Consider the following 14,739-nt stretch of genomic DNA (forward strand, 5'->3'; position numbering starts at 1 on the left):
ATGGCACTACTTCAGATTGCAGAACCAGGGCAAAGCGCCGCTCCTCACCAGCACAAGCTTGCTGTAGGTATTGATTTAGGTACAACAAACTCATTGGTTGCGGCAGTGCGCAGTGGTGAGGCGGGCACACTGGTTGATCAACAAGGTCGCAGTATTCTTCCTTCCGTTGTTCACTATACGTCAGAGTCGTACACGACTGGTGATGAAGCTCGTGCAAATGCACAGACTGATCCTAAAAATACCATTATCTCAGTTAAGCGACTAATCGGTCGTTCACTGTCAGATATTCAACAGCGATACCCATCTCTGCCATATCAATTTGAAGAAAGTGATAATGGTTTGCCTGTGATTCGCACAGAGCAAGGTAACAAGAACCCAATTCAAGTATCTGCAGACATCCTGCGAGCGCTAGGTCAACGTGCTGAGTCAACACTCGGTGGTGAGCTATCTGGTGCTGTTATTACCGTTCCTGCTTACTTTGATGATGCACAGCGTGCTGGTACGAAAGACGCGGCGCAACTTGCTGGTCTTCACGTGTTACGTCTTCTTAATGAACCGACTGCAGCTGCGATTGCTTACGGCCTGGATTCAGGTAAAGAAGGGGTAATTGCTGTTTATGACTTAGGTGGTGGTACGTTTGATATCTCTATCCTACGCCTATCTAAAGGTGTCTTCGAAGTTTTAGCAACAGGTGGTGACTCTGCATTAGGCGGCGACGACTTTGACCATTTAGTTGCGGATCATTTCCAAGAACAAATGGGCTTATCAGAGCTAACAGCAGAACAGAATCGTATTCTTCTAGACGCCGCAACAGAAGCGAAGATTGGCTTATCTGAAGCGGAAAGCGTTGATGTTGACGTACTCGATTGGTCTGGTTCATTAACTCGTGAAGAGTTTGAAGAGATCATCAAACCGCTCGTTAAGAAAACACTGCTTTCATGCCGTCGTGCACTAAAAGATGCGGAAGTAGACGCGGATGAAGTTATAGAAGTCGTGATGGTCGGCGGTTCAACTCGCACATTACTTGTGCGTGAAATGGTCGGTGACTTCTTTGGTCGTACGCCACTAACCAGCATTAACCCTGATGAAGTGGTTGCGATTGGTGCATCGATTCAAGCGGATATCTTAGTCGGTAATAAGCCTGACTCTGAAATGCTACTACTGGACGTTATCCCTCTGTCTCTTGGTATCGAAACTATGGGCGGCTTGGTAGAAAAGATCATCCCTCGTAATACCACGATCCCAGTTGCTCGCGCACAAGAATTTACCACGTTCAAAGACGGTCAAACTGCAATGACAGTACACACCGTTCAAGGTGAACGTGAGATGGTCGATGACTGTCGTTCACTGGCTCGATTTGCTCTGAAAGGCATCCCGCCGATGACTGCAGGTGCTGCTCATATTCGTGTTACTTACCAAGTGGATGCTGATGGCCTGCTATCGGTTACCGCAATGGAGAAGAGCACTGGCGTTCAAGCTGAAATCCAAGTTAAGCCATCTTACGGTCTGAGCGACAACGAAGTGGCTAGCATGCTGAAAGACTCGATGACGTTTGCAAAAGAAGACATGCAAGCGCGTGCTCTGGCTGAGCAACGAGTAGAAGCGGATCGCGTTATCGAAGGCCTTATTGCTGCAATGCAAGCCGATGGTGACGAGCTGCTTGATGAACAAGGAAAACAACAACTTGTTCAAGCGATTGAAGCATTGATTGAAGTGCGCAATGGCGACAATGCAGATGCCATTGAACTAGAAATTAAGAATACCGACAAAGCGAGCCAAGACTTTGCTTCTCGTCGTATGGATAAATCAATTCGTGCTGCACTGTCAGGTCAGTCAGTCGATAATATTTAATAGTTAGAGAATAGATAAACATGCCAAAGATTATTGTTTTACCTCACGAAGATCTATGTCCAGAAGGCGCTGTTTTAGAAGCAAAAACTGGTGAGACGGTTCTTGATGTTGCACTGAAGGCCGGTATTGGTATTGAACACGCATGTGAAAAATCGTGTGCATGTACAACATGTCACGTTGTGATTCGTGAAGGTTTTGATTCTTTAGAAGAGAGTGATGATCTAGAAGACGACATGCTAGATAAAGCATGGGGCTTAGAGATGGAATCTCGCCTGGGTTGCCAAGCTAAAGTGGCTGATACGGATCTTGTTGTAGAGATTCCAAAGTACACGTTGAACCTGGCTTCTGAAGACCATTAAGAACCAGTTCTCAGTCATGGCTAATACAGCGATGACTGAGAGAGTTATTGCTTAGACAAACATACTAAGAAAACTGGCCTAGAATATAGATCATAAAGGTGACAGAGCGTCGCTGATAAATATAAGGAAGTGTTATGAGCTTGAAGTGGATTGATTCGCGAGATATCGCAATTGAGCTATGTGATTTGTACCCTGATACTGATCCTAAAACGGTACGTTTTACCGATCTGCATCAATGGGTGCTAGACCTTGAAGAGTTCGACGACGAGCCTAACCACTCGAATGAGAAAATCTTAGAGGCTATTATTTTGTGCTGGATGGATGAGATGGATTAATCCTCTTGTCTGATGATTTGGTTGCGAGTTGGTATCAGTCCAATATAAAACGCAGCCAAGTTAACAATTCTTACTAAAAAAAGCGGACCTTATGGTCCGTTTTTTTATCAAAATGACATTTTCCTCCTACATAATGCTAACATCAGTGCGCTAATAAAAAATAATCAGAATCACACACCCAAAGTGGTTCATGACAAGGAGAAATCATGTCTACACAGATGTCAGTATTTTTAAGTCAAGAAGCTGCCCAGCCTCAGTGGGGAGCAAGAGCTATTTTATCGTTCTCAGAAGCGGGAGCGACAATTCACATTGGTGAAGGCCATGATCTAGGCGCAGTTCAGCGTGCGGGTCGTACGCTTGACGGACAAGGTATCGCATTCGTTTCACTTCGTGGTGAAGGTTGGGATCTAGAAAGCGTTTGGGCTTTCTACCAAGGCTACCGTGGACCAAAGAAAAAGAATGCATTGGAATGGGATGCACTTTCAGAAGCCGATCAAACTGAGCTTGAAGCTCGTATTCGCGCGACTGACTGGACGCGTGACATTATCAATAAAACCGCTGAAGAAGTGGCACCTCGCCAACTTGCGACCATGGCTGCTGAATATATCAAGTCAGTGGCGCCAGCGGGCACTGTTAAAGCGAAGATCGTTAAAGACAAGGATCTACTAACTGAGGGTTGGGAAGGCATCTACGCGGTCGGCCGTGGCTCTGAGCGCACATCAGCAATGTTGCAACTGGACTTCAACCCAACTGGCGACGAAAACGCACCTGTATTTGCTTGTTTAGTCGGTAAAGGTATTACGTTCGATTCGGGCGGTTACAGCATCAAACCAGGCCAATTCATGACAGCAATGAAAGCTGACATGGGTGGCGCAGCAACGATTACGGGTGGTTTAGGTCTTGCGATTGAACGTGGCCTGAACAAGCGCATCAAGCTTATTCTATGTTGCGCTGAGAACATGATCTCTGGTCGCGCATTGAAGCTTGGCGATATCATTACCTACAAAAATGGTAAGACAGTTGAGATCATGAACACCGATGCGGAAGGTCGCTTGGTGCTGGCTGATGGCCTAATGTACGCAAGTGCACAAAGCCCTGAGCTGATCATCGACTGTGCAACGCTAACAGGCGCGGCTAAAAACGCACTAGGTAACGACTACCACGCACTATTAAGCTTCGATGATGAGTTATCTCACCAAGCGCTAACGGCGGCAAACCAAGAGAAAGAAGGCCTATGGCCATTGCCTCTTGCTGATTTCCACCGTGGTATGTTGCCTTCAAACTTTGCTGATCTTTCAAATATCAGCACAGGCGATTACACACCGGGTGCAAGTACAGCAGCGGCATTCCTTTCTTACTTTGTAGATGACTACAAGAAAGGTTGGATTCATATGGATTGCGCGGGTACTTACCGTAAGTCAGCAAGTGACAAGTGGGCGGCAGGCGCAACGGGTATGGGTGTTCGCACATTGGCTCGTCTTCTTATCGACCAAGCAAAATAATAATAAGGATGAGCGGTATTTTGTGCCGCTCATTCATAAAGCTCAGATCGAAAGATCTCAGTAATTTCAGTATTTAATAACAAAAAAATGAAGTGAAGGAATCCCTATGGCTCTAGAAAGAACGTTCTCAATTGTTAAGCCGGATGCAGTTAAGCGTAACCTTGTTGGTGAAATCTACCACCGTATCGAAAAAGCAGGCCTAGAAATTATTGCTGCTAAGATGGTTCGTCTTACTGAAGAGCAAGCGAGTGGCTTCTACGCTGAACACGAAGGCAAAGAGTTCTTCCCAGCTCTTAAAGAGTTTATGACTTCTGGTCCTATCATGGTTCAAGTGCTTGAAGGCGAAAACGCTATCGCTCGTTACCGTGAGCTTATGGGCAAAACAAACCCAGAAGAAGCGGCTTGCGGCACTATCCGTGCTGACTACGCAATTAGCATGCGTTACAACTCAGTACACGGCAGCGACAGCCCTGAGTCTGCAGCTCGCGAAATCGAATTCTTCTTCCCAGAATCTGAAATTTGCCCACGCCCAGCTCAATAATCGGCACAGCAAATGATTCTAAAGGCTTCACTTCGGTGAGGCCTTTTTTGTAAGTGGATTTTACGCTCTCGATAATCAATTTAGTCGTCATTCTCGAAAGCGACGAAGGAGCGTAATCGGGAATCTCTGTTAGCTGTTGGAGATTCCAGATACCTCGTCCCTCGGTTCTGGAATGACGGGGAGTTTTGGAGCTATAATCTCGTGGTAAATATTACCGAGCAATTGGTGAGTATTTACGTCATTCCCGAAAGCGACGGAGGAGTGTAATCGGGAATCTTTTGTTTAAATTGGGTAATCTCAGGCCCATAAATACAATTGTTCAAATTTTAATCGCTTAAGTTTGAATGTCTTAATAAACACAGGGTTTTACAATGCTTGTTGAAGTTGCGTAAAGCCTGTACAATTCGCGCCCTTAATTATTGTTCCGTCATTGAGAGGCATCATGACCACAGCTAAAGTCAATCTACTCGATTTTGATCGTAAAGGTCTTCGTAAATTTTTCACAGAAGAACTGAATGAGAAAGCGTTTCGAGCAGAGCAAGTGATGAAGTGGATTTATCACTTCGGTGTCGATGACTTCGAACAAATGAACAACATCAACAAAAAGTTACGTGAGAAACTTCAACGTCGCTGTGAGATTGTTGCACCTGTTGTTTCTGAAGCTCAACACTCTTCAGATGGCACAATTAAATGGGCGATGAGCGTTGGCGACCAAGACGTTGAAACGGTATACATCCCAGATGGTGACCGTGCGACGTTATGTGTATCTTCACAGGTTGGTTGTGCACTTGAATGTAAGTTCTGCTCTACAGCTCAACAAGGCTTTAACCGTAACCTAAAAGTTTCAGAGATTGTTGGCCAAATCTGGCGTGCATCTCGCGAAATCGGCCTAGAAAAAGAAACCGGTCGCCGTCCAATTACTAACGTTGTAATGATGGGGATGGGCGAGCCTCTATTGAACATGAAGAACCTAATGCCATCATTAGAAATCATGCTTGATGATCTAGGTTTCGCACTGTCTAAGCGTCGTGTAACTGTATCAACTTCTGGTGTTGTTTCTGGCCTTGACCAAATGACAGACAACATCGATGTCGCATTGGCTATTTCTCTACATGCGCCAAACGATGCACTACGTAGCCAAATCATGCCGATCAACGATCGTTGGGATATCCAAGACTTCCTAGCATCTGTTCGTCGTTACATTGCGTCTTCAAATGCTAACCGCGGTAAAGTAACGGTTGAGTACGTGCTATTGGATCATGTGAATGATGATATGGACCACGCACGTGAACTTGCAGAGCTAATGAAAGAGACGCCTTGTAAGATCAACTTGATTCCATTTAACCCTTACCCGGGTTCGCCTTATAAGAAGCCAAGCAACTCTCGTATTGATCGCTTCCAAAAAACGCTGATGGAATACAACTACACAGTAACGGTTCGTAAAACTCGTGGTGATGATATTGATGCCGCGTGTGGCCAATTAGTCGGTGATGTGATTGACAGAACCAAGCGTACTAAAATGCTTAAAGCCGCCTCTGAAGCGAACTTGATTGCCGGTGGTGTGATTGAAGTAAAAGCGGTATAAAACGCGATTAGAACCTAAACAAGCCAGAAGTCTTACTTCTGGCTTGTTGCTTTTCTGGGGTACAGTTTTTGATTTTTTGGACTTCTTGCCCACGCTTTCTTACATTTTTCGTCAAATTTTGGACAAAACCATGAGCTGACGGTAAATTTTGTTTAAAGTGTTTTTGCCTTGTAATGGCATTAGCTTATGATTAACTAATCTTAAATTAATTTAAGTGCTCGCTTGCTACTGATCATCAATATGTCTATTTAGGTTGGCTACTTGATAAACTAGCTTCCTGAGAAGGTCATCCATAACAAATGAATGATGTTCGCCTTTAAGGGTTGATGATTTAGATAGCAGGAAAAATTCCACATAACGTGGGTTGTTAGATTGAGCTTAAACGACAATAAGAAAACGCTCTCCTCAACCTGCGATAATACTTTAGAAGTTCACTCTCTATGAACACAGAACAAGATACACAAGCGCAAGAAAACGTAGCTCCAGCTTTGGAAGCGGGAACGCTGCTTAAGAACAAACGAGAATCTCTTGGTTTAACGCAAAAGCAGATTTCTGATCGCTTGAAACTTCGCGTTACGCTGATCCAACAAATTGAAGAAAACCAATTCGAGTCAGATCAAGTGGCGACGTTTATGCGTGGCTATATTCGTTCATACGCGAAATACGTCAATCTTGACGAAAAAGTCGTATTGAGTGCGCTGCATCATGCCGGTGATGCTCAGCATCAAGAGCAAGAAATGCTGAGTTTTTCTCGTAAGACCAAAACCGAGAAGCACAACAGCCGTATTATGATCCTGACTTGGAGCATTTTTGCGGTCATTGCGGGTATCTCCTCACTTTGGTGGTGGCAGAACCAACAGCAAGACACCCTATCTCAATCTTTAGCGAATACTGAAAGCTCAGAAGAACTAGCGGTAGAAGAATCACTTGCCCCTGAATTCACATCTTTAGAAGTGATTGAAGCTGAACAAAATGAATCGGGTGCTTCTGTTGTTGAAGGTACTGAAGGCCTTGCTGCGATAAGCGATGCGGAAGATACTTCAGATGCTGTTACTCCAGCTGACGAAACTCCGGCACAGCAAGCAACAGAGACAGAACCAACTGCTGAAGTCGCTGCTAATACAGAAGCGGTTGAAGCAAGTACTGCTCCTGAAGCTGTGGCTAACGAGCTAGTGATGCAGTTCACTGCTGATTGCTGGATTCAAGTAAAAGATGCGACGGGTAAAACCCTGTCGACTGGCATCAAAAAAGCAGGTCAGTCGTTAAATCTATCAGGAACTGCGCCATATAAAGTGATTCTAGGTGCGCCAGAAGGCGTATCAATGACATTTGCAAGTGAACCTGTCGACCTTTCTGGGTATACTTCAGGCAAAGTAGCTAGAATAACCTTACCTTAGAGTTAATATGCAACACGAATCTCCTATTATTCGTCGCAAATCAACCCGTATTTATGTGGGTGATGTGCCGATCGGTGATGGTGCACCAATTGCTGTGCAATCCATGACCAACACAAGAACAACAGATGTAGCCGCGACCGTTGCTCAAATTAGAGCTCTGGAAAAAGTTGGCGCTGATATCGTTCGCGTATCTGTACCGACTATGGATGCCGCTGAAGCCTTTAAGCTAATCAAGCAGCAGGTCTCTGTTCCTTTGGTTGCTGATATTCACTTCGACTACCGTATCGCACTTAAAGTGGCGGAATACGGCGTTGACTGTCTGCGTATCAACCCAGGTAACATCGGTAACGAAAGCCGTATCCGCTCAGTTGTTGATTGTGCACGTGATATGAATATTCCGATTCGTATTGGTGTTAACGGCGGTTCTCTTGAGAAAGAGATCCAAGAGAAATACACAGAACCTACAGCTGAAGCGCTTGTTGAATCAGCAATGCGTCACGTCGATATCCTAGACCGTCTGAACTTTGATCAATTCAAAGTCAGCGTTAAGGCGTCTGATGTATTCCTTGCTGTCGGTTCTTACCGTTTACTTGCTCAGCAGATTGACCAACCTCTTCACCTTGGCATTACCGAAGCGGGTGGTGCGCGTGCTGGCTCTGTGAAGTCAGCGGTAGGTTTAGGTATGCTTCTTTCTGAAGGTATCGGCGATACGCTGCGTATCTCGCTAGCGGCTGATCCTGTTGAAGAGATCAAAGTTGGCTTTGATATTCTTAAATCTTTGCGCATTCGTTCGCGTGGTATCAACTTCATTGCGTGTCCAAGCTGTTCTCGTCAAGAGTTCGATGTTATTAACACCGTTAATGCCCTTGAAGAACGCCTAGAAGACGTGATTACTCCAATGGATGTGTCAATCATCGGTTGTGTGGTTAACGGCCCTGGTGAAGCTGAAGTGTCTCACTTAGGTTTAGCCGGTAGTGCTCGTAAGAGTGCCTTCTACGAAGACGGTAAGCGTCAGAAAGAGCGCTTCGACAACGATGACCTTGTCGACAAACTTGAAGCTAAGATTCGTGCAAAAGCGTCAGTGCTTGATAAAGCAAATCGCATTGATGTAGAAAACTTAGAAGATTAATACAACGCGATGGGGTGTGATTGTCTATTCGCACTAACACCTGGTCGTGAGAAATTACGGAATAAATACTGTGGCTAAAAATATCCAAGCAATTCGAGGCATGAACGACTGCCTTCCAACTCAATCACCACTGTGGCAGAAAGTAGAAAGCGCAGTTAAAAACGTGGTGAGTGCATACGGTTACAACGAAGTACGTATGCCTATCGTTGAAGAAACAAACCTATTTAGCCGTGCAGTTGGTGAAGAGACAGACGTTGTTTCTAAAGAGATGTACACCTTTGAAGACCGCAATGGCGATAGCCTAACGCTGCGTCCAGAAGGCACAGCTGGTTGTGTACGTTCATGTATTCAAAACAGCCTTATCAACCGTGATGAACAGCGCCTATGGTACATGGGTCCAATGTTCCGTCACGAGCGTCCTCAAAAAGGTCGTTACCGTCAATTCCACCAATGTGGTGTTGAAGTGTTTGGCCTAGACGGTCCAGACGTTGACGCAGAACTTATCATGATGACAGCGCGTCTATGGCGTGAGCTAGGCATCGATAAGCACGTTCGCCTAGAGCTGAACTCAATCGGTTCTCAAGAAGATCGCGTAAGCTACCGCACTGCGTTAGTGGCTTTCCTTGAGCAACACATTGATGTGCTTGACGAAGACTGCAAACGTCGCATGCACACTAACCCTCTACGTGTACTTGATACTAAGAACCCTGATGTTCAAGCTATCTTAGGTGACGCACCTCGACTATCTGAATATCTAGGTGAAGAATCGAAGCAACATTTTGCTGGTTTGTGTGAACTTCTTGACGCTGTTGGTATCGAATACCAAGTTAATGAGCGTCTAGTACGTGGCCTAGATTACTACAACCGCACCGTATTTGAGTGGATCACTGACAGCCTTGGTGCTCAAGGTACCGTATGTGGCGGCGGTCGTTACGATGGTCTTGTTGAGCAACTAGGCGGCAAAGCAACCAATGCAGTTGGCTTCGCAATGGGTCTAGAGCGTCTGGTTCTGATGATGGAAACGCTAGAGCTAACAGAAGTTCGTCGTAGCGTTGATGTATACGTAGTTGCTGCTGGCGAAGGTACTATGATCGCGGGCATGCAGTTAGCGAATCAATTACGCGACACCGTTGAAGGCGTGCGTGTAATGAACCACTTCGGTGGTGGTAACTTCAAGAAGCAATTCAAACGTGCTGACAAAGTAGGTGCTGTTGTGGCGCTGGTACTTGGTGAGAACGAAGTTGCTGACAATACAGTTGTGCTAAAAGATCTGGTTGGCGGCGAGCAAGAAACCGTGTCTCAAACGGAAGTTGCAGAGAAAGTTGCTGCGCTAATCTAATTAGCCATTGAGCAAACGCTCATAATGAATACTAACGTCAGCACTATGCTGGCGTTTAAAGAATTAAAGAGGACAGGAAGTGGAACTTTACGATAGCGAAGAGCAACAAGTTGAAGCCATTAAAGATTGGTGGAAAGAGAACGGTAAAGCCGTAATCTTTGGTGCGGTTATTGGTTTAGGTGGTCTATTTGGCTGGCGCTATTACCAAGATTCAGTAGTTGAAGCGCGTGAAGCAGCTTCAGAAGGCTACACCTCTGTAATTTCAGCTCTTGATACTAAGGGCGTTGATGCTCAATCTGATATTCAAGCTTTCATCGACGCAAACAAAGACGCTGAGTACTCAGTACTTGCTGCTATGCAATTAGCAAAAGTACAAGTACAAGCGGGTGAGCTAGCAGCAGCACTTGAACAGCTAGAGTGGGCAAAATCGGCAACTAAGGACGCGGCACTTGCGCCACTACTTACTTACCGTGTTGCACGCATCAAAGCTGAGCAAGGTGAATTTGACGCAGCACTGACTGATCTTGCAGCTATGACAGATGAATCTTGGAAAGGCCGTGTTGCTGAACTGCGTGGTGATATCTCACTTCGTAAAGGCGACACTGACGCAGCATACAGTGCTTACACAGAAGCACAGCAAGCTGTTGACGCTAGCCAAACGCTTCAAATCAAACTTGACGACCTAGCTAAATAAGGCGCTTTGAATGAAGAAGATGTTTCCAAAAGCGGCGTTGTGTGCGATTGCTCTTGGCCTACTAGCTGGCTGTGCGGGTGAAGAAGACACCGTAATCATGGCGCCAGTACCAACGGTAAACAGCGAGTTCACTCCTAGTCAGGAGTGGTCTACGTCGGTTGGTGATGGTGTTGGTCACTACTTTTCAAAACTAACGCCAGAATTGGCTTACGACAAAGTGTTTGTTGCAAGCCGTGAAGGTATGGTTAAAGCGCTTGATCCTGATACAGGTAAAGCGCTGTGGAAAGTCGATCTTGAGAAAGACGTACTGGCTCGTTTATCGGGTGGCTTAACGGCGGCTTACGGCAAAGTATTTGTTGGCTCTGAAAATGGCGAAGTGATCGCACTGGAAGAATCGACCGGTGAAGAGCTGTGGCGTGTATCAGTAAATGGCGAGGTGCTTGCATCCCCAGCAACTGATAGCAACATGGTTATTGTTCATACCAGTCGCGGCATGTTGATCGCGTTAGATCAAGCAAGCGGCGAGCAAAAATGGACCATCAGTACTGAAGTACCAAGCCTAACACTCCGTGGCGATAGCTCGCCTGTTGCAGTTTCTGGTGGTGTATTCTGGGGTACTGCAAATGGTCGTCTAGCTGCGGCTATCGTTGACCGTGGTCAGCTTATTTGGCAACAGCCAGTAGGTACGCCAAAAGGCGCAACGGAAATTGATCGTTTGGTTGATGTTGATGCATCTCCAATTGTTCTTGGTGGCACCCTATATACCGTAGGTATCAATGGTCAGCTGATTGCTATCGATCTTCGTTCTGGTAAGCCAGTTTGGAAACGTAACTACTCATCAGCGATTGATTTAGCAAGTGATGGCAGCCGTTTGTTCGTTGTTACCGACAAAGACCATGTGGTTGCGGTTGATGCGCGTAGTGGTACTGAACTTTGGAGCACTCCATTGTTAGAAAACCGCTTACTGACAGCACCTGCTATTATTAATGGTTATGTAGTCGTGGGTGACACAGAAGGTTATCTGCACTGGTTAGATCGTTCATCGGGTGAGTTTGTTGCTCAACAGCTTGTCGATGATAGCGGCTTTGCGGTTGCACCAATTGAACTGCCTGAAGGCTACTTAGTGACGACTCGCAATGGCGATGTAAAGAAACTAACGATTAGCCAATAAAAGCGTGATATAATTCACAGTCGGCTCCTGGTTGGTAACAGCCAGGAGCCGTTTTGTTGTTAAAAATTAATAAACCGTGTGGTTATAGGTAAGAGTTTAAACTTGCGAACAAGTGCTTACCTATAACTACATTTAGAGAAGAAATTGTAGAGGTTGTTATGGTACCTGTTGTTGCTCTAGTAGGGCGTCCGAACGTAGGTAAATCTACGTTATTTAACCGATTGACTCGAACTCGTGATGCATTGGTTGCGGATTTCCCTGGCTTAACGCGTGACCGTAAATACGGTCATGCTCATTTTAGCGAGCATGACTTTATTGTTATTGACACTGGCGGTATCGACGGTACTGAAGAAGGTGTTGAAACTAAAATGGCTGAACAGTCGCTAGCGGCGATTGATGAAGCTGATGTCGTTCTATTTATGGTAGATGGCCGTGCGGGTCTAACACCTTCAGACGTGGCGATTGCTAAGCACCTACGTCAACTAGAAAAGCCTTCAATGCTAGTAGTAAACAAGGTTGACGGTATCGACCCTGATGCTGCAAGTGCTGACTTCTGGCAACTAGGTGTAGAAGACATGTACCAAATCGCTGCGGCGCACGGTCGTGGTGTTACTGCACTTATTGACCTTGCTCTTAACCCATTCGCAGAAGCGCTAAAAGCTGAGAATGGCGAAGTAAGCGATTTGACTGAGTTTGAAGACGAAGAAGAAGAGCAGGTTGAATTTACAGAAGAAGAAGCTGAAGCAGAATTCAAGCGTCTTCAAGATCAACCGATCAAGCTAGCGATCATTGGCCGTCCTAACGTAGGTAAATCAACGCTAACTAACCGTATTCTTGGTGAAGAGCGTGTGGTTGTTTACGATATGCCAGGTACGACTCGTGACTCTATCTACATCCCAATGCAGCGTGATGAGCGTGAATACGTTCTAATCGATACTGCGGGTGTTCGTCGTCGTAAAAACATCAACGAAACAGTAGAGAAGTTCTCAGTGGTTAAAACACTGAAAGCGATTGAAGATGCTAACGTTGTACTGCTGCTTATCGATGCTCGCGAAAACATCTCTGATCAAGATCTAAGCTTGCTAGGCTTTGCGTTGAACGCTGGTCGTTCAATTGTTATTGCCGTAAACAAGTGGGATGGCCTAGATAACGACGTTAAAGAACGCGTTAAGAAAGAGCTAGACCGTCGCTTAGGTTTCGTTGATTTCGCACGTATTCACTTTATCTCTGCACTTCATGGTACAGGTGTTGGTCACTTGTTTGAGTCTGTACAAGAAGCTTACAAGTCAGCGACGACTCGTGTTGGTACTTCTGTTCTAACTCGTATCATGAAGATGGCGACTGATGATCACCAACCGCCTATGGTTCGTGGCCGTCGTGTGAAACTGAAATACGCGCACGCTGGTGGCTACAACCCACCGATTATCGTTATCCACGGTAACCAAGTTCGTAACTTGCCAGATTCATACAAACGATTCTTGATGAACTACTACCGTCGTTCACTAGAAATTATGGGTACACCTATTCGCATTCAATTCCAGAACAGCGAGAACCCATTTGAAGCTAAGACAAACAAGCTGACAATTTCTCAAGAGCGTAAACGTAAACGTATGATGAGCATGGTTAAAGGTCGTAAGTAAACCTTTCCAATAGATTTGATACCCGAGCCTGTCTCGGGTATTTTTTTAAGCAAAATTCACGTTAAGCCATAACAATACGTTTTTATCATCATGGCTCAACGAATCAGACTAGATTCCAAAAGAAGAACGATATGACTACTAGCGATTTGATTACACCTGCGTCAGCAATCACACCAACCATCACTCAATTTTGTCATCAGGCTTGGCAGCTCAATGCTAAAGCGCTGTACGTTGAAAGCGATGACAGCAAAACTTACCTGATCACCGACGTAACACCTTTTCACCCAGTGAGTCATATTTGGCCAGATCACCCAGCAGACCAAGGCTTTGTGAGTATTGGCGACGTGCAATATCCCGTTGAAGACTGTCTTGTTGGTACAATAGAACAATCTACTGGCAAGCTTCATATCGCAGCAGATATCCCTGTTAAGCGTGATACAGAAGGGTGGGCGTTTGTGGTTGTCCACCAGCTACCCACATCTGCTTCTATGATTAAGGTTAGCGACGAAGTCGCGTTGTCGGTTGATAAAGAGTATCAAGCCAGTTTGAGCCGTGGTCACAGCGCTGGCCACATCGCTTTCCTAGCCCTGAATAAAGTATTGGCTGAGAGCTACTGGCGTAAAGATGCGGACAGAAAAGATCCGCTTGGCAGTTACGACTTCAATAGCTATGCACAAGTGACGAGCTTTGTGACTCCAGAGTTGTGCACCGATAAGTATCGTTTAGGCAAAACCCTCAAGAAGCGCGGTTTGAACGTTGCAGACATGCTAGCAAACCTGGATGGCATTGAATCCGATATCAACCAGATGATTGCGGGCTGGCTTGCAGAGCCGACGCCAGTTGCGATGCGACTGGAAGGCGAGGCATTAACAGACTCTCGCTATTGGGAATGGCAGTTGGATGCCGACACTTTAGTGTCTATTCCGTGTGGTGGTACTCACATTGAAAACACCTCAGAGCTTAAGGCATTGTCCGTTAAGTTAACCCAGTTAGATGACCAGCATATTGAAATGCTGACGCATGTAATTCGATGATTTAGACTACAGATCGAAATGGCTTGTGCTGTTTATTTTGCTTTTATATGTCACTTTTAATATAAATGACTATTTAAAATTGAAATGCAGCACATGTAACTTATGCTTTCGGTGTGTGGTGATATAAATATTCTTTTTGGGGTAGATCGCTGATCAAAATAG

At 45.5% G+C, this 14,739-nt stretch carries 13 protein-coding genes; all 13 read left to right on the forward strand.

The window, feature by feature from the left end:
• The 13 genes from hscA (at window position 1) to IQQ51_RS12430 (ending at window position 14,577) form a co-directional block, all read left to right on the forward strand.
• Entirely contained in the window at window positions 1–1,851 is a 1,851-nt protein-coding gene (hscA, locus tag IQQ51_RS12370; protein ID WP_193841230.1) for a Fe-S protein assembly chaperone HscA, read from the forward strand.
• Between the two features lie 20 nt (window positions 1,852–1,871).
• Window positions 1,872–2,210, forward strand: a complete 339-nt coding sequence (gene fdx / locus IQQ51_RS12375) for an ISC system 2Fe-2S type ferredoxin (protein ID WP_010440525.1) — start codon at window positions 1,872–1,874, stop codon at window positions 2,208–2,210.
• Between the two features lie 134 nt (window positions 2,211–2,344).
• Complete coding sequence (gene iscX / locus IQQ51_RS12380; RefSeq protein WP_004740335.1) at window positions 2,345–2,545, forward strand: Fe-S cluster assembly protein IscX; 201 nt, start codon at window positions 2,345–2,347, stop codon at window positions 2,543–2,545.
• A gap of 206 nt (window positions 2,546–2,751) precedes the next feature.
• Window positions 2,752–4,047, forward strand: coding sequence for an aminopeptidase PepB (gene pepB, locus IQQ51_RS12385; RefSeq protein WP_017062517.1), 1,296 nt, complete (start codon window positions 2,752–2,754; stop codon window positions 4,045–4,047).
• A gap of 106 nt (window positions 4,048–4,153) precedes the next feature.
• Entirely contained in the window at window positions 4,154–4,588 is a 435-nt protein-coding gene (ndk, locus tag IQQ51_RS12390) for a nucleoside-diphosphate kinase (RefSeq protein ID WP_016797173.1), read from the forward strand.
• 442 nt (window positions 4,589–5,030) lie between these two features.
• The gene (locus IQQ51_RS12395; RefSeq protein ID WP_017062516.1) at window positions 5,031–6,173 is read left to right on the forward strand and encodes a bifunctional tRNA (adenosine(37)-C2)-methyltransferase TrmG/ribosomal RNA large subunit methyltransferase RlmN; all 1,143 of its coding nucleotides are present in this window, start codon (window positions 5,031–5,033) and stop codon (window positions 6,171–6,173) included.
• 440 nt (window positions 6,174–6,613) lie between these two features.
• On the forward strand, window positions 6,614–7,570 hold the full coding sequence (gene rodZ / locus IQQ51_RS12400) for a cytoskeleton protein RodZ (RefSeq protein WP_193841231.1): 957 nt from the start codon (window positions 6,614–6,616) through the stop codon (window positions 7,568–7,570).
• A gap of 7 nt (window positions 7,571–7,577) precedes the next feature.
• Window positions 7,578–8,699 carry a flavodoxin-dependent (E)-4-hydroxy-3-methylbut-2-enyl-diphosphate synthase gene (gene ispG, locus IQQ51_RS12405; protein ID WP_050619863.1) on the forward strand — a complete coding sequence of 374 codons (1,122 nt, stop codon included), beginning with the start codon at window positions 7,578–7,580 and terminating at the stop codon, window positions 8,697–8,699.
• Window positions 8,700–8,769: 70 nt separating this feature from the next.
• Window positions 8,770–10,038, forward strand: coding sequence for a histidine--tRNA ligase (gene hisS, locus IQQ51_RS12410; protein ID WP_050712736.1), 1,269 nt, complete (start codon window positions 8,770–8,772; stop codon window positions 10,036–10,038).
• A gap of 79 nt (window positions 10,039–10,117) precedes the next feature.
• On the forward strand, window positions 10,118–10,732 hold the full coding sequence (locus tag IQQ51_RS12415) for a YfgM family protein (RefSeq protein WP_019822120.1): 615 nt from the start codon (window positions 10,118–10,120) through the stop codon (window positions 10,730–10,732).
• Window positions 10,733–10,742: 10 nt separating this feature from the next.
• Window positions 10,743–11,903, forward strand: a complete 1,161-nt coding sequence (gene bamB / locus IQQ51_RS12420; protein WP_048608131.1) for an outer membrane protein assembly factor BamB — start codon at window positions 10,743–10,745, stop codon at window positions 11,901–11,903.
• A 158-nt stretch (window positions 11,904–12,061) separates the two neighbouring features.
• The gene (gene der, locus IQQ51_RS12425) at window positions 12,062–13,543 is read left to right on the forward strand and encodes a ribosome biogenesis GTPase Der (RefSeq protein ID WP_017062511.1); all 1,482 of its coding nucleotides are present in this window, start codon (window positions 12,062–12,064) and stop codon (window positions 13,541–13,543) included.
• Between the two features lie 131 nt (window positions 13,544–13,674).
• Window positions 13,675–14,577, forward strand: coding sequence for an alanyl-tRNA editing protein (locus tag IQQ51_RS12430; protein ID WP_193841232.1), 903 nt, complete (start codon window positions 13,675–13,677; stop codon window positions 14,575–14,577).
• The last annotated feature ends 162 nt before the right edge of the window (window positions 14,578–14,739 follow it).

It is taken from the genome of Vibrio sp. OPT18, from assembly GCF_015163615.1.
Lineage (GTDB): Bacteria > Pseudomonadota > Gammaproteobacteria > Enterobacterales > Vibrionaceae > Vibrio > Vibrio coralliirubri.